At 71.3% G+C, this 26,561-nt stretch carries 28 protein-coding genes; 6 read left to right on the plus strand and 22 right to left on the minus strand.

Going from position 1 to position 26,561, the window contains the following annotated elements; all coding sequences use genetic code 11:
* Nucleotides 1-54: 54 nt before the first annotated feature.
* The 3 genes from trpC to QJR12_RS15930 form a co-directional block, all read right to left on the minus strand.
* Nucleotides 55-873, minus strand: a complete 819-nt coding sequence (gene trpC / locus QJR12_RS15920) for an indole-3-glycerol phosphate synthase TrpC (RefSeq protein ID WP_300584167.1) — start codon at nt 871-873, stop codon at nt 55-57.
* 80 nt (nt 874-953) lie between these two features.
* Nucleotides 954-1,592, minus strand: a complete 639-nt coding sequence (locus QJR12_RS15925) for a TIGR02234 family membrane protein (RefSeq protein ID WP_300584275.1) — start codon at nt 1,590-1,592, stop codon at nt 954-956.
* Nucleotides 1,593-1,608: 16 nt separating this feature from the next.
* The gene (locus QJR12_RS15930; RefSeq protein WP_300584169.1) at nt 1,609-3,198 is read right to left on the minus strand and encodes an anthranilate synthase component I; all 1,590 of its coding nucleotides are present in this window, start codon (nt 3,196-3,198) and stop codon (nt 1,609-1,611) included.
* 50 nt (nt 3,199-3,248) lie between these two features.
* Here QJR12_RS15930 and QJR12_RS15935 point away from each other — a divergent pair, with 50 nt between their 5' ends.
* Nucleotides 3,249-3,707, plus strand: a complete 459-nt coding sequence (locus tag QJR12_RS15935) for a peroxiredoxin (protein WP_300584171.1) — start codon at nt 3,249-3,251, stop codon at nt 3,705-3,707.
* Between the two features lie 147 nt (nt 3,708-3,854).
* Complete coding sequence (locus QJR12_RS15940; RefSeq protein WP_300584173.1) at nt 3,855-5,258, plus strand: serine/threonine-protein kinase; 1,404 nt, start codon at nt 3,855-3,857, stop codon at nt 5,256-5,258.
* Here QJR12_RS15940 and QJR12_RS15945 read toward each other — a convergent pair.
* The 12 genes from QJR12_RS15945 to nadA all read right to left on the minus strand — a co-directional run bounded on the left by QJR12_RS15945 (nt 5,255) and on the right by nadA (nt 17,061).
* On the minus strand, nt 5,255-6,817 hold the full coding sequence (locus QJR12_RS15945; RefSeq protein WP_300584177.1) for an HNH endonuclease signature motif containing protein: 1,563 nt from the start codon (nt 6,815-6,817) through the stop codon (nt 5,255-5,257). The two genes, QJR12_RS15940 and QJR12_RS15945, sit on opposite strands and share 4 nt — an antisense overlap.
* A 162-nt stretch (nt 6,818-6,979) precedes the next feature.
* Nucleotides 6,980-7,327: a phosphoribosyl-AMP cyclohydrolase gene (gene hisI, locus QJR12_RS15950; protein WP_300584179.1), complete on the minus strand. Its 348-nt coding sequence runs from the start codon at nt 7,325-7,327 to the stop codon at nt 6,980-6,982.
* Nucleotides 7,324-8,109: an imidazole glycerol phosphate synthase subunit HisF gene (hisF, locus tag QJR12_RS15955; protein ID WP_300584180.1), complete on the minus strand. Its 786-nt coding sequence runs from the start codon at nt 8,107-8,109 to the stop codon at nt 7,324-7,326. Before hisF ends, hisI begins: the two co-directional genes overlap by 4 nt.
* Nucleotides 8,109-8,924: an inositol monophosphatase gene (locus tag QJR12_RS15960; RefSeq protein WP_300584182.1), complete on the minus strand. Its 816-nt coding sequence runs from the start codon at nt 8,922-8,924 to the stop codon at nt 8,109-8,111. Before QJR12_RS15960 ends, hisF begins: the two co-directional genes overlap by 1 nt.
* Nucleotides 8,921-9,655, minus strand: coding sequence for a bifunctional 1-(5-phosphoribosyl)-5-((5-phosphoribosylamino)methylideneamino)imidazole-4-carboxamide isomerase/phosphoribosylanthranilate isomerase PriA (gene priA / locus QJR12_RS15965; protein ID WP_300584276.1), 735 nt, complete (start codon nt 9,653-9,655; stop codon nt 8,921-8,923). The genes QJR12_RS15960 and priA overlap by 4 nt, the downstream gene beginning before the upstream one ends.
* Nucleotides 9,656-9,755: 100 nt before the next feature.
* Complete coding sequence (hisH, locus tag QJR12_RS15970) at nt 9,756-10,376, minus strand: imidazole glycerol phosphate synthase subunit HisH (protein WP_300584184.1); 621 nt, start codon at nt 10,374-10,376, stop codon at nt 9,756-9,758.
* Nucleotides 10,373-10,996 carry an imidazoleglycerol-phosphate dehydratase HisB gene (gene hisB / locus QJR12_RS15975; RefSeq protein WP_300584186.1) on the minus strand — a complete coding sequence of 208 codons (624 nt, stop codon included), beginning with the start codon at nt 10,994-10,996 and terminating at the stop codon, nt 10,373-10,375. The genes hisH and hisB overlap by 4 nt, the downstream gene beginning before the upstream one ends.
* Nucleotides 10,993-12,111, minus strand: a complete 1,119-nt coding sequence (locus tag QJR12_RS15980; protein ID WP_300584187.1) for a histidinol-phosphate transaminase — start codon at nt 12,109-12,111, stop codon at nt 10,993-10,995. The genes hisB and QJR12_RS15980 overlap by 4 nt, the downstream gene beginning before the upstream one ends.
* Nucleotides 12,108-13,424: a histidinol dehydrogenase gene (gene hisD / locus QJR12_RS15985; protein ID WP_300584278.1), complete on the minus strand. Its 1,317-nt coding sequence runs from the start codon at nt 13,422-13,424 to the stop codon at nt 12,108-12,110. The genes QJR12_RS15980 and hisD overlap by 4 nt, the downstream gene beginning before the upstream one ends.
* Nucleotides 13,425-13,526: 102 nt before the next feature.
* Complete coding sequence (gene nadC, locus QJR12_RS15990; RefSeq protein WP_300584188.1) at nt 13,527-14,435, minus strand: carboxylating nicotinate-nucleotide diphosphorylase; 909 nt, start codon at nt 14,433-14,435, stop codon at nt 13,527-13,529.
* Complete coding sequence (locus tag QJR12_RS15995) at nt 14,435-16,006, minus strand: L-aspartate oxidase (protein WP_300584190.1); 1,572 nt, start codon at nt 16,004-16,006, stop codon at nt 14,435-14,437. The genes nadC and QJR12_RS15995 overlap by 1 nt, the downstream gene beginning before the upstream one ends.
* A complete protein-coding gene (gene nadA, locus QJR12_RS16000; RefSeq protein WP_300584192.1) occupies nt 16,003-17,061 on the minus strand; it encodes a quinolinate synthase NadA in 1,059 nt (352 codons plus the stop codon). Before nadA ends, QJR12_RS15995 begins: the two co-directional genes overlap by 4 nt.
* Before the next feature lie 48 nt (nt 17,062-17,109).
* Between nadA and QJR12_RS16005 the strand changes: the two genes are divergently transcribed.
* Entirely contained in the window at nt 17,110-17,814 is a 705-nt protein-coding gene (locus tag QJR12_RS16005) for an NUDIX domain-containing protein (protein WP_300584194.1), read from the plus strand.
* 42 nt (nt 17,815-17,856) lie between these two features.
* Nucleotides 17,857-19,194, plus strand: coding sequence for a lipase family protein (locus QJR12_RS16010; RefSeq protein WP_300584196.1), 1,338 nt, complete (start codon nt 17,857-17,859; stop codon nt 19,192-19,194).
* On the opposite strand, the gene QJR12_RS16015 is transcribed toward QJR12_RS16010, so the two are convergent.
* The 7 genes from QJR12_RS16015 to QJR12_RS16045 all read right to left on the minus strand — a co-directional run bounded on the left by QJR12_RS16015 (nt 19,160) and on the right by QJR12_RS16045 (nt 25,142).
* Nucleotides 19,160-19,825, minus strand: a complete 666-nt coding sequence (locus QJR12_RS16015) for a DUF2567 domain-containing protein (RefSeq protein WP_300584198.1) — start codon at nt 19,823-19,825, stop codon at nt 19,160-19,162. The two genes, QJR12_RS16010 and QJR12_RS16015, sit on opposite strands and share 35 nt — an antisense overlap.
* On the minus strand, nt 19,822-20,064 hold the full coding sequence (locus QJR12_RS16020) for a hypothetical protein (RefSeq protein WP_300584200.1): 243 nt from the start codon (nt 20,062-20,064) through the stop codon (nt 19,822-19,824). Before QJR12_RS16020 ends, QJR12_RS16015 begins: the two co-directional genes overlap by 4 nt.
* A 67-nt stretch (nt 20,065-20,131) precedes the next feature.
* Nucleotides 20,132-21,181, minus strand: coding sequence for a biotin synthase BioB (gene bioB, locus QJR12_RS16025; protein ID WP_300584202.1), 1,050 nt, complete (start codon nt 21,179-21,181; stop codon nt 20,132-20,134).
* A 309-nt stretch (nt 21,182-21,490) separates the two neighbouring features.
* The gene (locus tag QJR12_RS16030; protein ID WP_300584203.1) at nt 21,491-22,000 is read right to left on the minus strand and encodes a 2'-5' RNA ligase family protein; all 510 of its coding nucleotides are present in this window, start codon (nt 21,998-22,000) and stop codon (nt 21,491-21,493) included.
* Nucleotides 22,000-22,680, minus strand: coding sequence for a dethiobiotin synthase (gene bioD / locus QJR12_RS16035; RefSeq protein WP_300584205.1), 681 nt, complete (start codon nt 22,678-22,680; stop codon nt 22,000-22,002). Before bioD ends, QJR12_RS16030 begins: the two co-directional genes overlap by 1 nt.
* A complete protein-coding gene (locus tag QJR12_RS16040; protein WP_300584207.1) occupies nt 22,677-23,837 on the minus strand; it encodes an 8-amino-7-oxononanoate synthase in 1,161 nt (386 codons plus the stop codon). The genes bioD and QJR12_RS16040 overlap by 4 nt, the downstream gene beginning before the upstream one ends.
* 6 nt (nt 23,838-23,843) lie before the next feature.
* Nucleotides 23,844-25,142 carry an adenosylmethionine--8-amino-7-oxononanoate transaminase gene (locus tag QJR12_RS16045; RefSeq protein ID WP_300584209.1) on the minus strand — a complete coding sequence of 433 codons (1,299 nt, stop codon included), beginning with the start codon at nt 25,140-25,142 and terminating at the stop codon, nt 23,844-23,846.
* A gap of 84 nt (nt 25,143-25,226) precedes the next feature.
* On the opposite strand from QJR12_RS16045, the gene QJR12_RS16050 reads away from it, so the two are divergent.
* The gene (locus QJR12_RS16050; RefSeq protein ID WP_300584211.1) at nt 25,227-25,664 is read left to right on the plus strand and encodes a hypothetical protein; all 438 of its coding nucleotides are present in this window, start codon (nt 25,227-25,229) and stop codon (nt 25,662-25,664) included.
* A 278-nt stretch (nt 25,665-25,942) separates the two neighbouring features.
* Nucleotides 25,943-26,443, plus strand: a complete 501-nt coding sequence (ripD, locus tag QJR12_RS16055) for an NlpC/P60 family peptidoglycan-binding protein RipD (RefSeq protein WP_300584213.1) — start codon at nt 25,943-25,945, stop codon at nt 26,441-26,443.
* Nucleotides 26,444-26,561 lie beyond the last annotated feature (118 nt).

Raw genomic sequence — 26,561 nt, forward strand, 5'->3', positions numbered from 1 at the left:
ACGCATAACCGGCTCATCGGGTTCACCGGGTTCGGCATGGGCGCCTCATCGGGGTCAGCGAGCCGGCTTCGGACAGGATGGATGCGTGCCGGCGGCAACCAGATCGGCAACCGCCGCCCGGGGATCGTCGCTGGTGACCAGGCCTTCACCGACGAGCACCGCATCCGCGCCCGCGCCCGCATACGCCAGCAGGTCGGCGGTGCCGCGCACCCCGGATTCGGCGATCCTGATCACGTCGGTCGGCAAGCCGGGAGCGATCCGCGCAAAGCAGTCCCGGTCCACCTCCAGCGTCGTGAGGTCGCGGGCGTTGACCCCGATCACCTTCGCGCCGGCCCGCAACGCCCGGTCGGCTTCCTCCTCGGTGTGCACCTCCACCAGCGCGGTCATGCCCAGCGACTCGGTGCGGTCCAGCATCGACACCAGCGCCGACTGATCCAACGCAGCGACGATGAGCAACAGCATGTCGGCCCCGTGTGCGCGCGCCTCGTGAATTTGGTAGGGCCGCACCACGAAATCTTTCCGCAAGACCGGTACCGACACCGCCGCCCGCACCGCGTCCAGATCGGCCAGGCTTCCGTGAAAACACCGTTCCTCGGTCACCACGCTGATGATTCGGGCACCACCATCCTGATAGGCCCGGGCCAGTTTCCCCGGGTCGGCGATCGGCGCCAGTCGGCCCGCCGACGGGCTGGCGCGTTTGACCTCGGCGATAACGCCGATACCGGGTGCCCGCAACGCCGCCATCACGTCGAGTGGCGGCGGTGCCGCTTCGGCGGCCGCCTTGACCTCGGACAGGCTTACCGCGGCCTCACGAGCGGCAACATCCGCGTGGACTCCCTCGATGATGGAGTCGAGCACGGTTACCGGACTCATGCCCTGCCGGTTCCTTCCCCCGGTCCCACCGGTTCGTGACAACGTCCATCGAAGGGTAGCGAGCGCCGACGGACGCTTCGTCACCGACCCTCGGTGCCGGATTCGGTGCCGGATTCGTGATCGCCCGCCCCCGCGGAATTCTCGGGCTGATCGGTCGGATCACGGCCCTCGTCAAGCGCCTCCCAGAGGGCGCGCTGGGACACCGGGGTGTCCTCAGCGGCCGCGGCCGAGCGGCGCGCCGCCGGCGCCAGGTATTTCGACGCCCGCGAAGCCCCCGAGATCGCGGCCGACCTCATCAACAGCACGCCGGCCATCAGCGTGCCCATCCCCGCGGCCAGCGCCGCCGTCGCGCCGGCGTAGTGCCGCTCGCTGCCCACCAGGAACACCACCGGGACGTGCGCGAGATCGGCCGCCCGCACCGCCACATCCGGGATGACCCACAAACTGATTGCGAGATAACCGATCACCAGACTCGCCAGCGCCGCCAGCACCGCGACCATCCGCAGCGGGCGGCCGCGCACGGCGACCGCGGCCACGGCGATGGCCAGCAACAGCAGCGCCAGCGGCAGCAGCGCCGTCGACCACGACGCCCCGGAGAGCGTCGCGGACCTGGGCGGCCCCAGCCCGTCGAACGAGTGGATCACCACCCACGGCAGCCGCGATGCCACCCACAACGCCCCGGCGGAAACCGCAAGCAACACCTGGGCGGCACCGATCAGCACCCGGCCCCGTCGCTCAGGGTCGGCCGTCACCGTCCGCCTCCTGTCCGGGTCGGGTCATCGCCGTCCCTGGGGCGGAACCCGTCGCGGGCTCGGTCAGCGTCTCCGCCGCGGCGATCGCGTTCAACACCGCGCGGGCCTTGTTGGCCGCCTCGGTGTATTCGTAGGGGCCGTTGGAATCGGCCACCACCCCACCGCCGGCCTGCACGTAGGCCGTGCCGTTGCGCATCAGGGCGGTGCGGATGGCGATCGCGAAATCGGCGTTGCCGGCGAAGTCGAGGTAGCCGACCACCCCGCCGTAGAGGCCGCGGCGGGTCTTTTCCACCTCCTCGATCAGCTCCATGGCCCGCACCTTCGGCGCGCCCGACAGGGTGCCCGCGGGAAAGCAGGCGATCACCGCGTCCAGGGCGGTGCGGCCCTCGGCAAGCATCCCGGTCACCGTGGACACCAGGTGCATCACGTGGCTGTAGCGCTCGATGTGGCTGTAGTCCTCGACGCGAACGGTGCCCGGCACGCACACCCGCCCGAGATCGTTGCGGCCCAAATCGACCAGCATCAGATGCTCGGCGCGTTCCTTGTCGTCGCGCAGCAGCTCTTTTTCCAGCTGCTGATCCTCCTCCTCGGTGCGCCCCCGCCAGCGGGTTCCGGCGATCGGATGGGTCGTCGCCCAGCGATCCTGGATGGTGACCAGCGCCTCCGGGCTGGACCCGACGATCGAAAACGCCAGCTCCCCATGCTCGTCGGGCACGTGCAGCAGATACATGTAGGGGCTCGGGTTGGACACCCGCAGCATCCGGTACACGTCGATCGGATCGGCGCCGGTGTCCATCTCGAAGCGCTGCGAGGGCACCACCTGAAAGGCCTCACCGGCCGCTATTTGCGCGACCAGGTGCTCGACGATCGCGCCGTATTCGTCGACGGTGCGCTGCGCGCGGTGTTTCGGCTCCGGCCGGCTGAACGTTGCGACGGTCGACGGCAGCGGTTGGGCCAGCGCCGCGGTCATCACGTCCAGGCGTGCCACGGCGTCGTCGTAGGCCTCATCGACCCGCTCGTCGGTGCCGTTCCAGTTGACCGCGTTGGCGATCAGGGTGATGGTGCCCTCGTGGTGGTCGACGGCCGCCATGTCGGTGGCCAGCAGCAGCATCATGTCGGGCAACCCGAGGTCGTCCACGGTCAGCTCGGGCAGCCGTTCCAGCCGTCGCACCAGGTCGTAGGCGAAAAAGCCGACCATGCCGCCCGACAGTGGGGGAAGCCCGGGAAGCGCCGCGGTGGCCAGCAGCTCGAGGGTGGCCCGCAACGCCTGCAGCGGGTCCCCGCCGGTGGGGGCGTCCCGCGGCACCGCCCCCAACCACGCCGCCTCGCCGTCGCGCACCGTCAGCGCCGACGGCGACCCGGCGCCGATGAAGGACCACCGCGACCATGACCGCCCGGTTTCGGCCGACTCCAGCAGGAATGTGCCCGGACGATTGGCGGCCAGTTTGCGGTAGGCCGACAGCGGCGTCTCGGCGTCCGCCAAGACCTTGCGTGTCACCGGAACCACCCGATGCCCGGCGGCCAGCGCGCGGAATTCCGTCCGCGAGGTAGTGGCGGCCAGGTCAGCGTGCACCCCCTCATCTTCGCAGACGCGGCGTCGGCCCCCGGCGTAGCGTGGCTCCCATGAAAACCGGTGACAGCGTGCCCGACTTCGAGCTTCCCGACCAGACCGGAGCACCGCGCAGGCTCAGCGAGCTTCTTGCCGGCGGGCCGGTGGTGCTGTTCTTTTACCCCGCCGCCGGAACGCCGGTATGCACCCGCGAGGCCTGCCACTTTCGCGATCTGGCCGGCGAATTCGCCGCCGTCGGGGCGTCCCGGGTGGGCATCAGCACCGACCCGGTGACCAAACAGGCCACCTTCGCCGGCGATCACGGCTTGGACTACCCGCTGCTGTCCGATTCCGACGGCACGGTCGCCGCCATGTTCGGCGTCAAGCGTGGCCTGCTCGGAAAGCTGATGCCGGTCAAGCGCACCACGTTCGTCATCGACACCGACCGCAGGCTGCTCGAGGTGATCGGCGGCGAGCTCAGCTTCAACGCCCACGCCGACAAGGCGTTGGCCACGCTGCGGTCCCGCGGCTAACCGCCGGCCCGGCGCGGTTCCCTTCGGCCCGCCGGGGCAGCCGGTTGCGTGCAACCTGTTGGGGCGCAATCGAATACGACCGCCGGGTCGAGGCATCCGGCATGCGTTGGCGCGTTGGCGCTAAACGTCCTGGATTAGCATGCTCGCATGCCGCTCACGGATGGCCTACGAGAAGGTGACGTGTTCGCCGGATACACCATCCTGCGGCGGCTGGGCACCGGGGGCATGGGTGAGGTGTATCTGGCGCAGCATCCCCGCCTGCCCCGCCGCGACGCGCTGAAGATCCTGCCCGCCCACCTCAGCGCCGACCGTGAATTTCGGGAACGGTTCAGCCGGGAAGCGGCGCTGGCCGCGCAGTTGTCGCACCCGAACATCATCGGCATTCACGACCGGGGGGAAGCCCGGGGCCGGTTGTGGATCTCGATGGACTATGTGCCGGGCACCGACGCTGCGCAGCTGCTGCGCCACCGCTACCCGTCCGGCATGCCGCGAGCCGAGGTGGTCGAAATCGTCACCGCCGTTGCCGACGCCCTCGATTACGCGCATGCGCGCGGCTTGCTGCACCGCGACGTCAAACCCGCCAACATCCTGCTCGGCGAGGGCACCACGCGTGGACGCCGGATCATGCTTGCCGATTTCGGCATCGCCCGCCACCTCGGTGACATCAGCGGCCTGACCGCGACCAACATGATGGTCGGCACCACGGCCTACTGCGCCCCCGAGCAACTCACGGGCGCCGACACCGATGGCCGAGCCGACCAATATGCCCTGGGGTGCACCGCTTTTCACCTGCTGACCGGCTCACCCCCGTTTCCCCACTCCAACCCGGCGGTCGTCATCAGCGGCCACCTGTCCGCGCCACCGCCGCCTATCGGCGAGCGCCGGCCCGAGTTAGCTTGTCTGAACGCCGTTTTCGGTAAAGCGCTGGCCAAGGATCCCGGCGATCGGTACCCGAGTTGCTCGGATTTCGCGGCGGCGCTAACCGGGGCCTCTCCCGGCGGGTCGTCGCAGGGCACGCCGCCGCGGCGGCGCCGGCGACCGGCGATGCTGATCCCCGTCATCGCCACCGTCGCGCTGATCGCGGCGGCCGCGGTACTCGGCACGCACCTGGTGCGACACGCGCATTCGTCACCCTCCGGTGTGGTCGCCGCGTCCGCGCCGGCGCCGCCGATCCGGCTGTCGCGCTATATCACCGATCAATCCGGTGTGCTGACAGCTTCCGGCCGCGCCACGGTGCAACGGGCCATCGATACGCTCTACCTCGAGCGCAACGTCCGCCTGTGGGTGGTCTATGTCAGCAATTTCGCCGGCCTCAGACCCATCAGGTGGGCGGAAGAGACCATGCGGGCCAACGGGTTGACCGACACCGATGCCCTGCTGGCGATCGCCACCGACGAACGGCACTTCTCCTTCCGGGTGCCCGCCGTGGTGGCCCCTCCGGTCAGTGCCGAGGCGATCCGGCGAGACCGTATCGAGCCGGCGGTTAGCCGTGGCGAATGGGTCCGCGCGGCGCTCGGCGCTGCCGACGGGCTGCAGACGCGCGGCGGCTAAAACGGCGGCGGTTGGTTGCGCTCGGCGATGTGGGCGGCGTTAAGCGCGCGCTCGGCGTCGATGCGGCGGGCACGGTCGTGTTCCCGGGTGCGGCACCGCGTGGGCATCATGATCCCGCGCTCACCAGGCTGCCGATAAACCGTTGGGGCAGATGGCAATTCGCCGGTAGGCAGGCACAGCGCGGGGAACAGCAATCGACTGCCCGGGCGAGTGATGTAGGTGTGCCCGGTGGGTGCGGTCCACGCGACGGTGGCGTCGGGCAGCTGCTGGTCGCGCCAACCGTCGGCACCGGTCCAGAAAGTTTTCAGCAAATGATGCTTTCTGCAAAGGCATTTCAAATTCGATGGGTGGGTCGGCCCGAGCGGCCACGCGATGGTGTGGTCGATATCGCAAAGCTCGGCGGGTCGATCGCAGTTGGGGAACCGACACGTCATATCCCGGCACCGGATGAACCGCTCCAGCGCGGCCGAGGGGCGGTAGCCGGGTTCGGGCACCACCGCCCCGCCGGGATGGCACACCGGGCGGACCTTGGCCCCGGTCCGGATCAGCTCGGTAAGCAGCGGGCCGGGTATCAGCCCACCGGTAGTGAGCACGGCGGCCGGCGGTGCGGTCCCGGCGACGGGCGGATCGGGTTCGGGATCGGGGGCCAGCGCCTCAGCCAGCGGGGTCTCGCCGGTGATGGGTCGCGGGGTGGGCGGCTCACCCGAGATGTGCGGGTCGGGCTGACCGTGAAGCGCCGCTTCACCGGCGACGATGTGGACGACCACGCTCGCCGCGCGCTCATCATCGTCGGCGCCGACCGGGCAGTCGGGGCTGGCGCAGCAGCACGCCAGCCCCCCGGCGCCGGCGGCCAGCGCCCCCAGCGCATCGGCGCGACGCTGGGCGATGGTGCGCGGATCGCCATCACACACCTCATGGGCCATCTGGGTGAGCCGACGATCCAGCACCGCCGCGTCGGTGGCAAATAGCCGGCCCCACAGGGCCGCGGTGCCCGCCTCCTGGTGGGCGCTGTCGATGACCACATCGCGACTGCGCGCGGTCGCCCGGGTGCGCCGCAACGCCCCCGGGTCAAAACGATCCACCACCGCCTCGATGGCCTCCGCGGTTTTGTTGACAGACAGCGGCCCCCAGCGTGCCGCGTCCCCGGCCAGGGTCTTATCGACCAGCCGCAGTGTTTCGGGGTCTTTGATCAATTCGGTGTGCCACACGATCGCCGCCGCCAACCGCGCACCGATAATGCCCTCGGCGAACAACGCACCCACCCGGGGCAGCCGGTCACGCAACGCCACACCCAGAGACATCTGCCCCAACGCCATGGCATGGCTCATGCCCTGGGCGGCGGCGACTTCAGCGGCCATGGCGTCCCAGTTATCGCAGGACCACCGCCCGCGTTCGGGGGAGCCTCCGTCGACGCGGCGGGCGACCAGCTCGGCGATGGCCGCCAGCCGGCGCGCCGACGCGGCGGCCTCCGCCCGCGCCCAGCCGGCGATCGCCGCCACCAGCGTCGCGTCATCGGCCCCCGCCAGCGCCGCACCCTCCGGCAACGAGCCATCGAACATACCGCCGTAACTTGGGGTTAGTCGGGCCCTCCGACGCCCGCGGCGGCCCGGCCGGCAACCTGGGGATGAATGCCCAACTGTGGACAAGCGATCGAGACAAGCGATCGAGACAAGCGATCGACAGGGGCGGAGCGGATAGCGAGTGAGCGCCCCGGCGAGACCTCAGTCCTCGGGTGCCAGCAGCACGTCGGCGTCGAAGCAGCTGTGATCCCCGGTGTGACAGGCACCGCCGACCTGGTCGACCAGCAGCAGCACCGCGTCACCGTCGCAGTCCAGGCGCACCGAATGCACATGCTGGGTGTGCCCCGAGGTCGCGCCCTTGACCCAGTGCTCGCCGCGGGAGCGGGAAAAATAGGTGGCCCGGCGGGTGGCCAGGGTGCGGGCCAGGGCCTCGTCGTCCATCCAGGCGACCATCAGCACCTCGCCGCTGGCGCGCTCTTGCACCACCGCGGTGAACAGCCCGTCGGCGTTGCGTTTAAGCCGGGCCGCGATGGCCGGGTCGAGCGTCATCGCACCGTGATCCCCTCGGCCGCCATCGCGGCCTTCACCTGGGCGATGGTCAGCTGGCGGAAGTGAAAAACACTGGCCGCCAATACCGCATCGGCGCCGGCGCGGACCGCGGGCGCGAAATGCTCCACCGCCCCGGCGCCGCCGCTGGCGATCACCGGCAGGCGCACCGCGGCGCGCACCGCCCGCAGCATCGGCAGGTCGAAGCCGGCCCGGGTGCCGTCGGCGTCCATCGAATTGAGCAGGATCTCCCCCACCCCCAGCTCGGCGCCCCGGACCGCCCACTCGATCGCGTCGATGCCGGTGCCGCGGCGCCCGCCGTGCGTGGTGACCTCCCAGCCCGAGGCCGTCGGCGCCGCGCCGGCGGGCACCGTGCGCGCGTCGACGGAGAGCACAATGCACTGCGAGCCGAAAGCCCGGGCCAGCTCCCCCAACAGGTCCGGCCGCGCGATCGCGGCGGTGTTGACCGCAACCTTGTCGGCCCCGGCGCGCAGCAACGCGTCGACATCGGCCACGCTGCGCACCCCACCGCCCACCGTGAGGGGAATGAATACCTGCTCGGCGGTGCGGCGCACCACCTCGAGCATGGTGGCCCGCCCCGAGGAGGAGGCCGTCACGTCGAGAAACGTCAACTCGTCGGCCCCCTCGGCGTCGTAGGCGGCCGCAAGTTCGACGGGATCACCGGCGTCGCGCAGGTTTTCGAAGTTGACGCCCTTGACCACCCGGCCGTCGTCGACGTCTAGGCACGGGATCACCCGCACCGCGACACCGTTAGCGGCACCCATCAGTAATCCTCCGGTCTGCCGGTGCGCTGCAGGATCTCCAGCATCTGGGAGTGCACGCCCGGGGCGGCGGCCAAGGCGGAGCGGGCGTCCGGGGTCCAGGGCTCACCGGCCAGGTTGGTCACGATGCCGCCGGCGGCCCGCACCAGCGCCACCCCGGCGGCGTGATCCCACACGTGGTCACCGAAACTGACTGCACCACCGAGGATTCCGTCCGCAACATACGCCAGGTCGATGCCGGTGGCGCCGTGCATGCGCAGCCGCGACGACACCCGGCTGAGGTTTTCCAGCACGGCCAGCCGGTAGCGTCCCGGAAAGCGCCCGCGCGAGTCCACGTTGAAGGTGCCCACGCCGATGATCGACTCGGAAAGCTCCCCGGCTTCCAGCGGCGGCTGCGGCACACCGTTTTTGATCAGCGGCCCACCCGCCACCGCGGTGTAGCGCTGACCGGTGAACGGCACCCAGGTCAGGCCCGCCACCGGATCCCCGTCGTGCATCAGGCCCAACAGGATCGCGGCCATCGGGGACCCGGCGGCGTAATTGAACGTCCCGTCGATGGGATCGAGCACCCACAGCAACGACGAGCCGATGTCCGGGCCGCCGAACTCCTCGCCGTGCACCCTGATGCCGGTGGCCGCGACCAGCGCATCGGCGACCCGGCGCTCGATCTCGAGATCGACCTTGGTGGCGAAGTCGTCACCTTTTTTGCGGACCGCCGAACCGGCACGGTGCCCGGCGATGAACGGCTCGGCCGCCGCGTCGAGGATCGCCGACGCCTCGGCCACCAACGCATCGAGATCCCCGAGGTCCACCGTCATCGCACCGCCGCCAGCGCCTGGGCCAGACTGAACCGCCCCGCGTACAGCGCTTTACCCACTATGGCGCCCTCCACCCCGCGGCCCGCCAGCCCGGCGAGGGCGCGCAGGTCCTCCAGGCTGGACACCCCACCGGACGCGATCAGCGGGACGCCGGTGCGCTCGGCGACCCGCGCGAGCAGCTCCACATTGGGACCGCTCAGCGTGCCGTCCTTGCTGACATCGGTGACGACGAACCGCGCACATCCTTGCGCCTCAAGGCGTTCCATTACTTCCCACAGGTCGCCACCGTCGGTTTCCCAACCGCGCCCACGCAACCGGTGCCGGCCGTCGATGATCTGGACGTCCAGGCCGACGGCGATTTTCTCGCCGTGGCGGGCAATGACTTTCGCGCACCAGTCCGGGTTCTCCAGCGCCGCGGTTCCGAGATTGACCCGGGCGCACCCGGTGGCCAGCGCCGCGGACAGCGACTCGTCGTCGCGGATACCGCCGGACAGCTCGACGTTCACGTCGAGTTTACCGACGACCTCGGCCAGCAGTTCGCGGTTGGACCCCCGCCCGAAGGCGGCATCCAGATCGACCAGGTGCACCCACTGCGCGCCGTCACGCTGCCAGCCCAGCGCGGCGTCGAGCGCCGAACCGTACTCGGTTTCGCTGCCGGCTCGGCCCTGCACCAGACGAACGGCGCGACCGTTGACAACGTCCACCGCGGGCAACACGATCAGCGCCATCAGCCACCCCGTTCCGCCGGGGCACGACGGCTCCCGCACACTCTCGGGGAGTTCCTCCTCATAGCCCTCGAAGTCCTCATAGTCCTCATAGTCCTCATAGTCCTCATAGTCCGTCGACCCAGTTGCTCAACAGCACGGCTCCGGCGTCCCCGCTTTTCTCGGGGTGAAACTGGGTGGCCGCCAGCGGGCCGTCCTCGACCGCGGCCAAAAACCGGACGTGGTGGGTGGCCCAGCTCAGCAGCGCGTCGGGCGCGCCTTCCCAGCACTGCGCGGCGTAGGAGTGCACGAAATAAAACCGGGTATCGGCGCTTAGGCCCTTGAACAGGGCGCTGCCGGGCGCCGCGGTCACCACGTTCCAGCCCATGTGCGGCACGATCGGGGCGTCCAGCCGGGTCACCGCGCCGGGCCACTGCCCGCAGCCCGGCGACTCGATCCCGAACTCCACGCCGCGGGCGAACAGGATCTGCATGCCCACACAGACCCCCAGCACCGGGCGCCCCGCCGAAACCCGGTCGGCAATGATCCGATCCCCGCCTATTGCCCGCAAACCCGCCATGCACGCCTGAAACGCCCCGACGCCGGGAACCACCAGCCCGTCGGCGGCCAAGGCGGCGCCGGCATCCGCGGTCACCTCCACCGTGGCGCCGACCCGCTGCAGCGCGCGTTGCGCCGACCGCAGATTGCCCGAGCCGTAGTCCAGGATTACAACGGATTTGCTTTTCACAGAACGCCTTTGGTGGACGGCACCCCGCTTACCCGGGGATCGGCTTCGACGGCCTGGCGCAACGCGCGGGCCACGGCCTTGTACTGGGCCTCGGTGATGTGGTGCGGGTCGCGGCCGTAGAGGACGCGCACATGCAGCGCGATCCGGGCGTTGGCCGCCAGCGTCTCGAACACGTGCCGGTTGACGACCGTGTGGTAGGGCACCCCGCTGCCCGCAATCGTGAAGTGCCGCAGGTGATCCGGTTCGCCGCTGTGCACACAGTACGGCCGCCCGGACACGTCGACGACGGCGTGGGCGAGCGTCTCGTCCATCGGGACGAACGCGTCGCCGAACCGGCGGATGCCCGTCTTGTCGCCGAGCGCCTGGCCCAGCGCCTGACCGAGCGCGATCGCGGTGTCCTCGATGGTGTGGTGGGCGTCGACGTGGACATCGCCCGTGGCACGCACGGTCAAATCGAAACTCGCGTGGCTGCCCAGCGCGGTCAGCATGTGGTCGTAAAACCCGATACCGGTGTCGATGTGGGCCCGGCCGGCGCCGTCCAGGTCGAGGTCGACGACGATTGCGCACTCCCGGGTGCTGCGTTCGATCCGCGCGCGGCGGCTGCCGGTGGTGAGTGTCACGGTGCTCCTAGGGGTTGGGCCAGCTCGGTGGCGGCAAGGCGGGCGCTGGCATCCAGAAACGCGTCGTTCTCCTCGGCTAATCCCGTGGTGACGCGCAGATATCCGGGGATACCCACGTCGCGGATCAGCACACCGGCGTCCAGGTAGCGCCGCCAGGCGGTGGGCGCGTCGGCGAACCGTCCGAACAGCACGAAGTTGGCGTCGCTGGGGATGACCTGAAACCCCATGCGGCTCAACGCCGCCGAGACCCGTTCGCGCTCGGCGACCAGCGTCGCGACGCTGGCCAGGGTGTCGTCGGCGTGCCGCAGCGCGGCGCGCGCCGCGGCCTGGGTGACCGACGACAGGTGATACGGCAGGCGCACCAGCAGCATCGCCTCGACGACCGCGGGTGTGGCGACCAAATATCCCAGCCGTCCGCCGGCAAAGGCAAAAGCCTTGCTCATGGTGCGGGTGACGACGAGCTTGGCCGGATATTCCTCGAGGAGGGCCACCGCGCTGGGCTGCCGGGAGAATTCGCCGTAGGCCTCATCGAGGATCAAGATGCCCGGTACCGCGTCCAGCAGCCGGCGCAGCTCGGGCAGCGAGACACTCTGCCCGGAAGGGTTGTTGGGGCTGGTGAGCAGCACCACGTCGGGCCGGTGCTCGGTGACCGCGGCAACGGCGGCGTCGACGTCCAGGCGGAAGTCCTCGGCCCGCATGACCGGAATCCATCGGGTGTGGGTGCCCCCGGCGATGATCGGGTGCATCGAATAGGACGGGACGAAGCCGATCGCGCTGCGCCCCGGCCCGCCGAAGGCCTGCAGCAGCTGTTGCAGGATCTCATTGGACCCGTTGGCGGCCCAGATGTTTTCCACACCCAGCCGGGCTCCGGTCTGCGCGCTCAGGTAGCGGGCCAGGTCGGCGCGCAGGGCCAGCGCATCACGGTCGGGGTAGCGATGCAGCCCCACGGCCGCCGCCCGCACCGAGCGCACCAGGTCGTCGACCAGCGCCTGGCTGGGCGGATGCGGGTTCTCGTTGGTGTTCAGCCGCACCGCAACCGCCAACTGCGGCGCCCCGTAGGGTGATTTTCCGCGCAGGTCGTCGCGCAGCGGCAGCTCCCCGAGCGTGGGGTTCATCGCTCGAACCTCCGCCGGATCGCCTCGCCGTGCGCGGGCAGGTCCTCCGCCTCGGCCAGGGTGATCACGTGCCCGGAGACGTCTTTCAGCGCCGCTTCGCTGTAGTCGACGACATGAATGCCGCGCAGGAAGGTCTGCACCGACAGGCCGCCGGAATGCCGGGCGCAGCCCGCGGTGGGCAACACGTGGTTAGAACCCGCGCAGTAGTCGCCGAGACTGACCGGCGACCAGGGGCCGACGAAAATCGCACCGGCGGAACGGATTCGGGCAGCCACACCGGGCGCGTCAACGGTGTGGATCTCCAGGTGCTCGGGGGCGTAGGCGTTGACCGTGCGCACCCCCGCGTCCAGATCGTCGACGAGGATGATCGCCGACTGGCTGCCGCTCAGCGCGGCCGTCACCCGCTGGCGGTGCACGGTGCCGGCCACTTGAGAAGCCAGTTCGCTCTCGGTGGCGTCGGCCAACTGCGCACTGGGCGTTATCAGCACACTGGCGGCCATCTCGTCGTGCTCGGCCTGACTGATCAGATCCGCGGCGACATGAGCCGGATCCGCGGTGTGATCGGCGAGGATGGCGATCTCCGTCGGCCCGGCCTCGGCGTCGATACCCACCCGCGAGCGGCAGAGCCGCTTGGCGGCCGTGACGTAGATATTGCCGGGCCCGGTGATCATGTCGACCGGCGCCAGCTCGGCCCCGTCGGTATCGGTGCCGCCGTAGGCCAGCAGCGCCACCGCCTGGGCCCCCCCGACCGCCCAGACCTCGGCCACACCCAACAGCCGGGCGGCGGCCAGGATCGTCGGGTGCGGCCGTCCGCCGAATCGCGGCTGCGGTGGGCTGGCCACCACCAGCGAACCGACCCCAGCGGCCTGCGCCGGCACCACGTTCATCACCACACTGGAGGGGTAGACGGCATTTCCGCCGGGAACGTACAGCCCCACCCGCTCGACGGGAACCCAACGCTCGGTGACCGTCGCCCCCGGCCCCAGTCGGGTGCTGTGGTCGCTGCGGCGCTGCCCGTCGTGCACCGCACGGGTCCGCGCGATCGCCACCTGCAAGGCGTCGCGGACATCGCTCGCCAGCCCAGCCAGCGCGGCGTCCAGCTCCGCCGGCGCGACCCGCACCGCCGCGGGCCGCACGTGATCGAATGACTCGCAGAACTCCAGCGCCGCCTCGGCCCCCCGCGCGGCCACCGCCGCCACGATCGGGCGCACCGTGGGCAGCACCGCATCCACGTCGGCGGAACCGCGCGGCAGCGACGCCCGCAATCGGGCGGCCGACAACCGGGCGCCCCGCAGGTCGATCCGGGCCATCAACGGTGCCGAGGTGCTCATTCGACCATTGTCCCAGAACGGCCCGACCCGACATCGTCGCGTCTCGGCCCGGCCAGGCGCCCCCGCCTTCGCCCCCGCCTTTCGCTAAAGATCCAACCCGATATCCAGCGCCCGCGCCGAGTGGGTCAGCGCGCCGACGGCCAGGTAATCCACCCCGGTGCCGGCGTAGCCGGCGGCGGTGTCCAGGGTGAGCCCGCCGGAGGACTCCAGCTTGACGGCGGGCGCGCGAGCATCACGACGCTGCACCGCGGCCCGGGTCTGCGGGATCGTGAAGTTGTCCAGCAGCACCAACTCCGGCTCCTCGCCCAGCAGCTCGTCGAACTGCTCCAGCGAGTCGACTTCGACCTCACACGGCAGGTTCGGTGCCGCCGCGCGCACCGCCCGCAGCGCGGCCACCACCGATCCCGCCGCCGCGACGTGGTTGTCTTTGATCAGCGCGGCGTCCCCCAGCCCGAGGCGGTGATTGACGCCGCCGCCGACGCGGACCGCGTATTTCTGCAGCACCCGCAGCCCGGGCAGGGTTTTGCGGGTGTCCCGGATCCGGGCCTTGGTGCCGCGCACGGCGTCGACCCAGGCCGCCGTCGCGGTGGCGATCCCGGACAGGTGGCAAAGCAGGTTCAGCAGGGTCCGCTCCGCGGTCAGCAGGCCACGGGTGTCGGCCTGCACCCGCAGCAGCGCCGCGCCCGGCCGCAGCCGCGCGCCGTCCTCGACACGGTCGAGCACCCGGTAGCCGCCGGGCCCGAGCACCTCGTCCAGCACCAGCAGCGCGACGTCCACCCCGGCGATCACCCCGGGCTCGCGGGCTCTCAGCGCCGCGCTGACCGTTGCCCCTTCGGGCACGGTGGCCAATGTGGTGATGTCCGGGCCGTAGCCCAGATCCTCATCCAGGGCACGACGGATCGTGGCCCGGGCCGCATCCAGCTCGGCACCGGATAGCGACGCCGTGCCGCCGCTCTGCGCCGCGTCAGGCCGCGTCCCCGCCGGCGCGGCCATCAGCACACCCCCGCCGGCGCCTCGACGTGCACCGCTCCCCCCGCCAGTCGGACCACGACGCTGCGGGCCTGATCCGCAGCGGCGTTGGGGTAGTCGGCGCGATGATGACAGCCCCGGCTCTCCTCACGGGCCAGGGCGGCGGCGGTCACCGCCCGCGCCGTCACGGTCAGCGCCACGTCCTCGAAATCGGCACGGCTCGCCACCCGGCGAACGGGTGCCGCGGCCAGCATGTCGGTCAACCGACGCAGTCCGCCGGCGGTGCGAACCACCGAGGCGTCCCGGGCCATCGCCCGCTGCAGCCGGCCGCGTGGCATCGCCGGCTGCGGCACCGGATCGGGTGTTCTCGCGTGGGTGCGCCCGACGGCCGCGGCGTGCGCGGCGGCGGCCCGCCCCGCGCGGCCCCCGACGACAAGGCCTTCCAGCAGGCTGTTGGAGGCCAGCCGGTTGGCGCCGTGCATCCCGGTGCGGGCCACCTCGCCGGCCGCGAACAACCCCGGCAGCTCGGTGCGCCCGTCGACGTCGGTGACCACGCCGCCGCAGCTGTAGTGCGCCCCGGGAACGACCGGAATCGGTTGGCGCAGGGGATCGACGCCGATCGCCCGGCAGGCGGCCGTGACGGTGGGAAACCGCGATTCGAGATCCGCGACAGCCCGGGCGTCGAGGTAGACGTGCGTGTCGCCGGTGGCCTTCAGCCGCGCGTCGATGGCCGCCGCGACCACGTCACGCGGCGCCAGATCCCCCATCGGGTGAATGCCCGCCGTTACTGAATTGCCTTGGCTATCAAACAATACCGCGCCCTCACCGCGGAGGGCTTCGGTGATCAGCGGGCGACGGCCGCCGGTGCGGCCGTCGAAGAGCATGGTCGGATGGAATTGGATGAACTCGACGTCGCTGACCGGCACACCGGCCCACAACGCCAACGCAATGCCGTCGCCGGTGCAACCCTCGGGGTTGGTGGTCGCGGCATACAGGTGGCCCAGCCCGCCGGTGGCCAGGACCACCGAGGGCGCGTGCACGATCCCGAAGCCCCCCGGGCCGAGCACCCAGACGCCCGTCACCGCCGCACCGTCGTGCAGCACCCGTAACACCACGTGGTTGGTGCGCACGTCCAGCGCGGCCGCCGCACGGTCGAGCACCCGCTGCACCTCCGCCCCGGTGGCGTCGCCGCCGGCGTGGATGATCCGCCGCCGCGAGTGGCCGCCTTCCCGGGTCAGCGCCCACCGGCCGGGCAGTGATTCATCGAATTGTGCTCCGCCACCGACCAATTCGGCCACCGCACGATATCCGTCGGCGACGATCGAGGACACCGCGTCGGGGTCGCAGAGACCCGCGCCCGCGGCCAGCGTGTCGGCCACGTGGGCGTCCACCGAGTCGTCGGTGTCCGGCAGCGCCACGGCGATGCCGCCCTGGGCGTAAAACGTGGCGGTCGCCCCGGGTGTCCGCTCGGCCTTGCTGAGCACCACGACGCTGCGCCCGGCGCGGTGCGCGGCCAGCGCGGCGGCCAGCCCGGCGACACCGGTGCCGACGACCACGACGTCGGTGCGCCGTTCCCACTGCGGCGCGGGGATCATTCGCCGCCGCCCGGCCGCCCGATCCGGATCATCCGCTGCACGCTGCGTCGCGCCAGCCGGGCCGTCTGCGGATCGACATCGACTTCATCGACACCCTCAACCAGGCAGCGCAACAGCGCCGCAGGCGTGATCATCTTCATGTATTTGCAGGTCGCACGGCCGTTGACGGCCCGAAAGTCGACTCCGGGGGCGGCGTTGCGCAGCTGGTAGAGCATGCCGACCTCGGTGGCGACCAGCACCTGCCGCGCCCGGGTGGTGCGCGCGGCGTCGAGCATTCCCCCGGTGGACAGGATCTTCACCCGCTCGGCCGGGAAGGCACCTTCCCCAGCCAGATACAGCGCGGAGGTGGCGCAGCCGCACTCGGGGTGCACGAACAACTCGGCATCGGGGTGGGCGCGGGCCTGTTCGGTGAGCTCGGCGCCGTTGATGGCGGCGTGCACGTGGCATTCACCGGCCCACACATGCAGGTTGGCGCGCCCGGTCACGCGGCGAACGTGCGCGCCGAGGAATTGGTCCGGGCAGAACAGCACCTCGCGATCCGGGTCGATGGAGTTGACCACGTCCACAGCGTTCGCCGAGGTGCAGCAGATGTCGGTGAGCGCCTTCACCGCCGCCGTGGTGTTGACGTAGGAGACCACCACCGCTCCGGGGTGCTCCCGCTTCCAGGCGCGCAGCTCATCGGGAGTGATCGAGTCCGCCAGCGAGCAGCCGGCCCGCTGATCCGGGATGAGCACCGTCTTGTTCGGGCTGAGAATTTTGGCGGTCTCGGCCATGAAGTGCACACCGCAGAACACGATGGTGTCCTCGGGCGCGGCGGCGGCGATCCGCGACAGCGCCAGCGAGTCACCGACGTGATCGGCGACGTCTTGGATGGCGGGCACCTGGTAGTTGTGCGCCAGGATGGTGGCGTTACGCGCCTTGGCCAACCGCCGAATCTCCGCCGCCCATCGCTCGTCGGCTTGCACCCCGGTGTAACCGGTGGGCGAGTCGCTGATATCCGCACGCAGGTCGCCGCCGGGCCGAGCCCGGGTGTCCGCACGATTCAGGACCGTCATAGCCGTTCCTTTCGCCCGTGCCGGGGTTTTCGACTTACAATCGAAAACATGCCCCATAGTAGCACCGACCACGAAGTGCTCGCCGTGGTGTTCCAGGTTCGCCGCGCCGAGACCGGGCGCGGCACCGAGAAACCACAGCTGCACGTGCTGTTGTGGCAACGGGCACGGGAACCGCACCGCGGCGCGTGGGCACTGCCGGGCGGGAGGCTGCGCGACGACGAGGACATCACCATCTCGGTTCGCCGCCAATTGGCCGAGAAGGTGGATCTGCGAGAGGTCGCGCATCTGGAACAGCTCGCGGTGTTCTCCGATCCCGGCCGGGTGCCGGGGCGGCGGGTCATCGCGGCGACGTTTCTGGGGCTGGTGCCGTTTCCCGCCACCCCCGAACTGCCACCCGACACCCGCTGGCACCCGGTCACCTCGCTGCCGCCGATGGCGTTCGACCACGGGCCGATGGTGACCCACGCCCGCAGCCGGCTGGTCGCCAAGATGTCCTACACCAATATCGGATTCGCTTTGGCACCAAGCGAATTCGTGGTGTCCACGCTGCGCGACATCTACAGCGCGGCGTTGGGGTACCAGGTCGACGCCACCAACCTGCAACGGGTGTTGACCCGCCGCGGCGTCATCACCCAGACCGGCACCCTCGCGCGGTCCGGGCGCAGCGGCGGGCGTCCGGCGGCCCGGTACCGCTTCACCGACTCGCGGCTGCGGGTCACCGACGAATTCGCCGCGCTGCGCCCGCCCGGGTGAGCTGACTGGATTCTTAAACCGCTCTTCAGCAACAATGCCCCGATGGACCTTCTCGGGGCCGCGACCACCAGCGGTGCGCAATGGATCGGCAAGCCGCCGCATGAGGAGCTGGACCGCACGGCCCGCCCGCGGCCGCCGTCAGAGGATCCCTTCTACCTGCCGCCAGCCGGCTTTCAGCACGCCGCGCCGGGAACCGTGCTGCGTTCGCGCGACGTCGAGCTGGCGTATCTGGGCCTGATACCCCAGCGGACCACCGCCACCCAGCTGCTCTACCGCACCACCGACGTGCACGGGAAACCCCAGGCCGCCGTGACCACGGTGGTCGTTCCCGAGCGGATCCCGTCGCACCGAACCTGCCCGCTGCTGTCGTATCAGTGCGCGATCGATGCGGTGACATCGCGCTGCTTTCCCTCCTATGCGCTGCGGCGGCACGCCCGGGTGATCGGTGCGCTGCCGCAGCTGGAGCTCCTGCTGATCACCGCCGCGCTGGCCGAGGACTGGGCGGTCTCGGTGCCCGACCATGAGGGGCCCAGGGGTCTGTGGGGCGCGCCGTACGAACCGGGCTACTGCATCCTGGACGGGGCCCGCGCGGCGCTGAGCTTCGAGCGCTTCGGACTGTCGGCGTCGGCGCCCGTCGCGATGTGGGGGTATTCCGGCGGTGGGCTGGCGACCGCGTGGGCCGCCGAGGTCTACGCCGACTACGCACCCGAGCTGAACGTCGTCGGCGCGGTGCTGGGATCACCCGTCGGCGATTTGGGCCACGCCTTCCGCCGGCTCAACGGCGGCCTGCTCGCCGGTTTGCCCGCGATGGTGATCGCCGCGCTGGCGCACGTCTACCCGGACCTGGACCGGGTGATCCGCGAGCACACCAACGACACCGGGCGCGCGCTGCTGCGCCGGCTGGAGACCATGACCACGGCGGCCGCGGTCGTCCGGATGGCGAAAAAGGATGTGGGCAAATACCTGGACCGGCCGCTGGAGGAGATCCTGGCGATGCCGGAGGTGCGGCACGTCTTCGCGGACATCAAACTCGGCACGGCGGTGCCCGCGCCGCCGGTGCTGATCGTGCAGGCCGTACACGATTTTCTCGTCGACGTCGCCGACGTCGACGCGCTGGCCGAGACGTACTCCGCGGGCGGAGCGCACGTCACCTACCACCGGGACGCGTTCTGCGACCACATCCTGCTGCATCCGCTGTCCGCCCCGATGACGATGCGATGGTTGCAGGACCGGTTTGCCGGCCGGCCGCTAAGCCGGCATGTGATCAGGACGACGTGGCCGACACTGCTCAACCCGCTGACCTATCTCGGCATGGTGCGCCTGGGCGTGATCGCGGCGAAGATCCTCACCGGCAGGGCGGTCCATCGCCGCCCGCGGTGACTACCTTCCGGCCCCGGGTGACACCCCTCACCGCGCTATCCGGTGGCGGTGCCGCCGGATAGCGGCCCAGGTCGTCGCGGGTGGCGGCGGCGGTCAGCAGGGCATACACCAGCGCACCCGTCGAGGCCGGCAGCAACAGGGTGGCGGCGATCTGCACCGGCCCGCGACCGAAAAACACCGGCGGCGCCTCGGTGACATAGGACACCGGGTGGTCGTGGGTGAGGGGTGCGCCGTCGACATCGACCGCCCCGTATCGCAGCCGCACCAGCAGGGCTCCCACCGCGGCCCCGGCCGCGGCCGCGGCCACCAAACCGAGTGTGAGCCCGGCGACCATCGCCGGCCCCCGGTGCTCCCGCCACTGCCACACCAGCACCGCGGCCACCACCGAAACCACGCTCAACAAGCCCAGCATCAGCACCGCCGCGACGAAGAAATGCTCGGACTCGACGCCCAGGTAGTCCAACAGACGCTCACCCGAACGCTGCAGCGCCACCACGGCGTGGATCGGCGGAGCGATCCACGCCCACAACGCTCCGATCACCACCCCGGTGACGGCCAGCCCCGCCACCACGACGACGACCGCTCGCGTTTGCGACGTGCGCGGGGCGTGATCGCCCGGCTGGTTGGTCATGGCGGTACCTCCAGGTCGGCCGAATCCACCTGCCCGTGCCGCGAACATGTCGCCCGCCAGCCGTCGGGCCGCACCTGCACGACCATCCGCCGGCCGCATTGCGCGCAGAAGCGCGGCGGCTCCAAGCCCAACTGGGCCGCCGCCGGCACCGCGGCGCCGGCCGGCTCGTCCCGGTGGCTGACACCGGTGTAAACGTTGTACACACCCGCGCCGATCGGGGCGGGCAATTGCGGAGGCACAATCTCCAGTTTCTACCGGCTGGCTAGGGGCTGGCTACAGGCTGGCTACGGGCTGACTAGAGGCTGGCTAGAGGCTGGCGTTGAGTGCCTTGATCGGCATCTGCAGGTCGTCGAGCAACGCCAGGTCGGCCGCGGCGGGACGGCCGAGCGTGGTCAGGTAGTTGCCGACGATCACCGCGTTAATGCCGCCCAAAATCCCCTGCCTGGCCCCGAGGTCACCCAGGGTGATCTCCCGGCCGCCGGCGAATCGCAACACGGTGCGCGGCAGCGCCAGCCGAAACGCGCCGACGGCCTTGAGCGCCTCGACCGCCGGCATCACCTCCAGCTCCCCGAAGGGGGTGCCGGGCCGCGGGTTAAGGAAGTTCAGCGGAACCTCGTCGGGGCCGAGTTCGGCCAGCTCGGCAGCGAACTCGGCACGCTGCGCCAAGGTCTCCCCCAGGCCCAGGATGCCGCCGCAGCACACCTCCATGCCGGCCTCGCGCACCATCGACAGCGTCTGCCGGCGCTCTTCCCAGGTGTGGGTGGTGACGACGTTCGGGAAAAACGAGCGCGCGGTTTCGAGGTTGTGGTTATAGCGGTGCACACCCATTGCCGCCAGCCGCCGCGCCTGGTCGGCGGTGAGCATCCCCAGCGAGCAGGCGATCTGAATGTCGACCTCGCGGCGAATCGCCTCGATACCGGCGGCCACCTGGGCCATCAACCGCTCGTCGGGCCCGCGCACCGCGGCCACGATGCAAAACTCGGTGGCCCCGGTTTTGGCGGTCTGCTTGGCCGCCTCGACCAGGCCGGCAATGTCCAGCCGGGCGCTGCGCACCGGCGAGTCGAACACCCCCGACTGCGAGCAGAAGTGGCAATCCTCCGGGCAGCCACCGGTTTTCAGGCTGATGATGCCCTCGACTTCGACCTCGGGGCCGCACCAGCGCAGCCGCACCTCGTGGGCCAGGGTCAGCAGCTCCTGCAGCCGGGCATCGGGCAGCCGCAGCACCTGGAGCACCTGCTCGCGGTCCAGCCCCATACCGTGTTCGAGCACCTGCCGGCGCGCCACCGCGAGGATGTCGGGTCCGTCCGGGCCGTCATCGCCGGCGCCGTTGCTGGGCCGAGTCGCCACCGCAGTCACCCAGTACTCCCCTGCATCTACTCCCCTGCATCGTGATGGCACCGCAAGCCCCGGGCGGAAAACGCCCGGAGCCGTCGGCAGCCTGCCGGCAACGGTGTTCCCGTTAGGGTAACGGTGCGCCGGCCGGCCCGGTCCGCCGGGCCGGCCGGCTACGAGCATCACCCCCGCCGTCGCGAGAGTGCCACTAGCGACGGGTCTAGTCGAGAAACGCGTCGGCAGTTGCACTCTCGCGGCCATGCGGGGCCATGCGGGGCTGGCGGGGCTTGCGGAGCTGGCGGGGCTTGCGGGGCTGGCGGGCGGACAAGCTCGTCAGCCGATCGGATGCTCGATCTTTTTCTCGCCATCCCAGCGGCGTAAGCCCTCGACCCGGCCGTGGATCTCCGCCGGGCGCCCCGCCACCCGCACCGCCCGGCCGAGCTGGGCGCCGCCGACCCTGCGGGCCAGCGTGACGTGCGCGGTCCACTGTCCGGGAAGGCAGTTGGGCATCGGCTCGGGCGCGACATGCGGCAGGCACAGCCGGTACACCTCGGCATGCAGTGCCAGCAACTCGCTCGTGGGCACCAGCAGCCGCGCCAGCACCACCTTCGCCCGGCCGAAAAGCAGCGGCGCGCCGACCACACAGCCCAGCGGGAACCGTGGGCTCAGCGACGCCAGTGCGGCATCGACGTCGGCGGCGATGCGTTCGGCCACGACCATGGTCGCGTGCGGACGGCTGGCCGGCGCCTGGCTGGGGATGCCGGCGGCCGCCAGGTCGGCCCAGATGCCCCGGATCGTCGTCTCGGTGTCCCGGTCGAAGACCAGCTCGATCGAATGAACCATCACCCCACCAGGGCGCTAACCCAAGCCGGCTCGAAGGCTCGGGCGCTCATCGCGGCAAACTCGGCGGCGTCCATCGACCCGGCGCCCGCGGGCAGCGCGGCCCGCAGCGGCGCCTGCCGGGCCAGCGCGCACCGGTTGGACGTCTCCACCGGCCCCGGGCGCGCCGGCCAGCTGCCGAGCACCAGCCCGGCGCACGAAACGTTACGGGTCGCCAGCGCTTCCAGGGTCAACGCGGTGTGGTTGAGGGTGCCCAGCCCGGCGCTGGTGACCACCAACACCCGGGCGCGCAGGGCGACCGCGAGATCGCGCAGCGTCCCGCCGTCGTGGGCGAGCTCGACCAGCAGCCCGCCCGCGCCTTCGACCAGCGTCAGGCGCTCGGGACGGTCCAGGCCCCGGATGAGGTCCAGCACCTCAGCGCGGGCGGGCAGCCGCATGCCGGCCCGCTCGGCGGCCGCGGCCGGGGCCAGCGGCTGCGGGTAACGGGCCAGGCCGGCCAGCCGGCGCACCCCGGACAGCCGGGCCACCTCGGCGAGGTCGTCGTCGCCGGCGGCGGTCCCGGTCTGCACCGGCTTGCACACCGCCACCTCGACGCCGGCCTGGCCGGCGTGCGCGGCCAGCGCCGCGGTGGCGACCGTCTTGCCGACGCCCGTGCCGGTCCCGGTGACGATCAGGATCGTCACCGCCGTGGCGCACCCAGGTCCCGCAGCACCTGCGTCAGCACGGCGCGGGCCCGCTCGAGCTCGCCGGCGTCCAGCGATGCCCGCGCGGTCAGCCGCAGCCGCGACGTTCCGGCGGGCACCGTCGGCGGCCGGAAGCAGCCCACCCGTACCCCCGCCTCCAGGCACGCGGTGGCGGCCCGATGCGCCCGCTGCGGATCGCCGAGGATCACCGGCACCACCGCCGACTGCGGCCGGGTCGCCAGCCCGCAGATCTCGGCCAGGGTGGCCGCGTGGCGCAGCACCGCCCCGGGTCGCCACGGTTCGGCGGCCAGTACCCGCAGCGCGGCCTGCGCGGCGCCCACCGCCGCCGGCGCCAGCGCGGTGTCGAAGATGAAAGCCCGGGCGGTGTCGATGAGGTGCTCACGCACCGCCGCCGGCCCCAGCACCACGCCGCCCTGGCTGCCCAGCGCCTTGGACAGCGTGGCCGTCATCACCACGTCGGGGGCACCGGCCAGCCCCAGCTCGTGCAGCAGTCCGCGCCCCCCCGCCCCGCGCACCCCCAGGCCATGCGCCTCATCGACCAGCAGCAGCGCGCCGTGGCGCCGGCAGGCCTCATGCAGCCCGCCGAGGGGCGCCAGCGAGCCGTCGGCGGAAAACACCGAGTCGGTGACCACCACCGCGCGCTCCTCGTCCCGCGCCGCCAGCGCCGCCTCCACGGCCTCGACATCGCGGTGCGGCGTCACCACCACCCGGGCCCGGGAAAGCCGGCAGGCGTCCACCACCGAGGCGTGCGCGTCGGCGTCGGACACCAGCAGCGAGCCCGGGCCCGACAACCCGGCCACCGCCCCCAGGTTGGCGGTGTATCCCGAGGAGAACAGCAAACCCGACGCGGCGCCGACGAACTCGGCCAGCGCCGATTCGAATTGCTGGTGTAGCTCGGTGTCGCCGCTGACCAGCCGCGAGCCGGTGGCGCCGGCGCCCCAGGTGCGCAACGCCGCCACCCCGCCCGCGATCACGTCGGGGTGCCGGGAAAGCCCGAGGTAGTCGTTGGAGGCCAGGTCGACTTCGGTGGCGACGGCGGGGCGGGGCCGCAGCACGCGGCGCAGCCCAGCGCGGCGACGCCGCCGGGCGTCGCCGTCCAGCCAGGCCAGCGGCGCGGGGCCGATCGGTGCCTTCATCGGCGTTTAGCCTACGAGCCGCGCGACCTCGACCATTGCGGAGGTGATCTGCGCGATCTCCGCCGGGCTGCAGATGAACGGCGGCATGGCGTACACCAGGTTGCGAAACGGGCGCAGCCACACACCGCGGTCCAGCGCCGCCGGGGTGGCGACCGCCAGGTCGACCGGCCGGTCGCATTCGATGACCCCGATGGCGCCGCACACCCGCACATCGGTCACCCGGGGCAGCGCCCGCGCCGGTTCCAGCCCGGCGCTCAACCCGGCGCTGATCCCGGCGATCACCGAACGCCAGTCCTGGCGCAGCAGCACTTCGATGCTGGCCACCGACACCGCGCACGCCAGCGCATTGGCCATGAAGGTGGGGCCGTGCAGCAGGGCTCCCGCCGCGCTGATGGTGTGCGCGATCTCGGTGGTGCACAAGGTGGCCGCCAGCCCCAGGTACCCCCCGGTGAGCGCCTTGCCCACGCACATGATGTCCGGGCTGACCCCGGCGTGGTCGGCGGCGAACAGCTCACCGGTGCGGCCGAAGCCGGTCGCGATCTCGTCGAAGACCAGCAACACCTGATGCCGCCGGCAGATATCCCGCAGGTCACGCAGGTAGCGCGGGTCGTGAAAGCGCATCCCGCCCGCCCCTTGCACCACGGGTTCGACGACCACCGCCGCCAGCTCGGCGGCGTGCGCGGCCAACTGGGCTTCGAAGGCCGCGCTGTAGCCCGGGTCGTAGTCGCGGGGCACCTGCGGGGCGAAAATCTGCGGCGCCAGGATGCCGGCCCACATCGCGTGCATGCCGCCATCGGGGTCGCAGATGCTCATCGGGGTGAACGTGTCGCCGTGATAGCCGCCCCGCCAGGTCATCAGCCGGTGTTTGCGGTGCTGCCCGCGACCGCGCCAATACTGCAGCGCCATCTTCACCGCGACCTCCACCGACACCGATCCGGAGTCGCTGAAAAAGACGGTCTGCAAACCCGCCGGGGTGATGTCGACGAGCAGCTGCGCCAGCCGGGCGGCCGGCTCGTGGGTCAGCCCGCCGAACATGACGTGGTTCATCGTGGCCAGCTGCGCGCTCAGCGCGGCGTCAAGGACCGGGTGCCCGTGACCGTGGATCGCGGTCCACCAGGAGCTCATCGCGTCCAGTGCCTCGACCCGCCGGCCGTCGCGGATCAGCGTCAGCCACGGCCCGTGCGCGCCGACCGCCACCACCGGGGGCACGGTTTCGGCGCCGACGGTGCTGTAGGGATGCCACAGGTGGGCGGCGTCGATCGCGCTGATCTGCTCGGGGGTCAAACCCGGGGTCGCCGCGGGCATGAAGATCGAGGGTAGAGCACCCGGGTCCGCCACCGGCACGCCCCGGGTCGCCGAAACACCGATTGTCGGGGAGCATTGGACGGCATGACTACGCCGCATCCTCCCGACGGCCCGTCCGGGGGCGATCGCGCCCGGCTCGCACCGCTGATCCCCGAGGACCGCCCCCGGGTGCTGCGGCTGCGGTTGGCGCCCTGGGATGTGCTCGGCACCCTGGCGATTCTGACGGCGATCGCGCTGGCGGCGCTGCTCACCGACTGGCGGGCGCTGCTTTTCGGGTTCCTTGCGGAGGTGTGCACCGGTGACGACTGCGCGCCGGTGCCTTACGGCGTCGATTTCTACATCTATCCGGTGGTCTGGGGCGGGCTCGGTGCGGCGGTCGCGGCGGCGCTGATCGGCCCGGTCGTCTCCCTCGTCAAGGGCTGGTACCTGTCCTTCTGGCCGGTGGTGGCGCTGGCCCTGGTGTTTCTCAGCGCGCTGGCCGGTTCCGCGCTGACCGCCTTCAGCGCCCACTTCTGGCACTGACCGCCGCGGCGGCGCGAGCCCGGCGATCGGGCCGTCCCCGGCCGCAGAGCGCTTCGGATCACCGTCCGGTGACGGTAACGACACAGGTTCGCCGCCATCCGGGTGGTTGCCGACCATCCGGCTAACGCGTTGTCAAAGTTACTAAAGTTACTGTTGTGAGTTTCGGACGGTCGTTGGCGCGCCTTCGGACCGCGGTGTCAGCGCGCCGAGATCCGACGGAGGGTCAGCGACGGGCCCGCAGCGGGCCCCCAGCGGGCGATTTGAGGAGGGGAACCCTGATGAGACACGGCTACGTGATCGGCCTGGGCCTGTTGATCGCGGTGGTGCTGCCGGTGGCCGGGACCGGCCGCGCGCACGCCGACCCGAGCATCCTGACGGCCGGCAACCAGAACACCATCAACTACGTGATTCAGCGCGCGCTATCGCAGCGTGGCGTGCCCTACGTCTACGGGGGCGGCAACGCGGCGGGCCCCACCCGGGGCACCGGACTGAATGCCAACGTCGTCGGATTCGACGCCTCGGGCCTGATCCAATACGCCTTCGCCGGCGCCGGCATCAAGATGCCGAGGACCTCCGGCCAGCAGTGCAGCGTCGGCTTCAAGGTCCCGCCGGCGCAGGCCCGCCCCGGTGACCTGATCTGCTATGGCCCCGGCGGCAGCCAAAGCGTCGCGATGTACCTCGGAAACGGTCAGATGATCGAGGCCACCGAGCCCGCCGTCACGGTGTCGCCGGCGCGCACCGCCGGCATGACGCCGTATCTGACCCGGATCATCGCCTGACGACCGGCGGTGCCGGCGCGTTAGTAGGCGTGGCGCCGGGCGCCCGCCGCGGACACGGTGGCCTCGCCGCCACCGACGAGTCCCGCGGGTCCGGGCGCCGGTTGGGTAGATTGTCTGG

The organism is Mycobacterium sp. (genome assembly GCF_029961025.1).
In the GTDB taxonomy this organism is placed as follows: domain Bacteria; phylum Actinomycetota; class Actinomycetes; order Mycobacteriales; family Mycobacteriaceae; genus Mycobacterium.

Excerpts from the sequence above, each read along its gene's own strand:
- trpC (WP_300584167.1), bottom strand. The coding sequence starts at position 873 with ATGAGTCCGGTAACCGTGCTCGACTCCATCATCGAGGGAGTCCACGCG.
- QJR12_RS15935 (WP_300584171.1), top strand. The coding sequence starts at position 3,249 with ATGAAAACCGGTGACAGCGTGCCCGACTTCGAGCTTCCCGACCAGACC.
- QJR12_RS15940 (WP_300584173.1), top strand. The coding sequence starts at position 3,855 with ATGCCGCTCACGGATGGCCTACGAGAAGGTGACGTGTTCGCCGGATAC.
- QJR12_RS15945 (WP_300584177.1), bottom strand. The coding sequence starts at position 6,817 with ATGTTCGATGGCTCGTTGCCGGAGGGTGCGGCGCTGGCGGGGGCCGAT.
- hisI (WP_300584179.1), bottom strand. The coding sequence starts at position 7,327 with ATGACGCTCGACCCGGCCATCGCGGCCCGGCTTAAACGCAACGCCGAC.
- hisF (WP_300584180.1), bottom strand. The coding sequence starts at position 8,109 with ATGGGTGCCGCTAACGGTGTCGCGGTGCGGGTGATCCCGTGCCTAGAC.
- QJR12_RS15960 (WP_300584182.1), bottom strand. The coding sequence starts at position 8,924 with ATGACGGTGGACCTCGGGGATCTCGATGCGTTGGTGGCCGAGGCGTCG.
- QJR12_RS15980 (WP_300584187.1), bottom strand. The coding sequence starts at position 12,111 with ATGAACCCCACGCTCGGGGAGCTGCCGCTGCGCGACGACCTGCGCGGA.
- nadC (WP_300584188.1), bottom strand. The coding sequence starts at position 14,435 with ATGGCCGCGCCGGCGGGGACGCGGCCTGACGCGGCGCAGAGCGGCGGC.
- QJR12_RS15995 (WP_300584190.1), bottom strand. The coding sequence starts at position 16,006 with ATGATCCCCGCGCCGCAGTGGGAACGGCGCACCGACGTCGTGGTCGTC.
- nadA (WP_300584192.1), bottom strand. The coding sequence starts at position 17,061 with ATGACGGTCCTGAATCGTGCGGACACCCGGGCTCGGCCCGGCGGCGAC.
- QJR12_RS16005 (WP_300584194.1), top strand. The coding sequence starts at position 17,110 with ATGCCCCATAGTAGCACCGACCACGAAGTGCTCGCCGTGGTGTTCCAG.
- QJR12_RS16010 (WP_300584196.1), top strand. The coding sequence starts at position 17,857 with ATGGACCTTCTCGGGGCCGCGACCACCAGCGGTGCGCAATGGATCGGC.
- QJR12_RS16015 (WP_300584198.1), bottom strand. The coding sequence starts at position 19,825 with ATGACCAACCAGCCGGGCGATCACGCCCCGCGCACGTCGCAAACGCGA.
- QJR12_RS16030 (WP_300584203.1), bottom strand. The coding sequence starts at position 22,000 with ATGGTTCATTCGATCGAGCTGGTCTTCGACCGGGACACCGAGACGACG.
- QJR12_RS16040 (WP_300584207.1), bottom strand. The coding sequence starts at position 23,837 with ATGAAGGCACCGATCGGCCCCGCGCCGCTGGCCTGGCTGGACGGCGAC.
- QJR12_RS16045 (WP_300584209.1), bottom strand. The coding sequence starts at position 25,142 with ATGCCCGCGGCGACCCCGGGTTTGACCCCCGAGCAGATCAGCGCGATC.
- QJR12_RS16050 (WP_300584211.1), top strand. The coding sequence starts at position 25,227 with ATGACTACGCCGCATCCTCCCGACGGCCCGTCCGGGGGCGATCGCGCC.
- ripD (WP_300584213.1), top strand. The coding sequence starts at position 25,943 with ATGAGACACGGCTACGTGATCGGCCTGGGCCTGTTGATCGCGGTGGTG.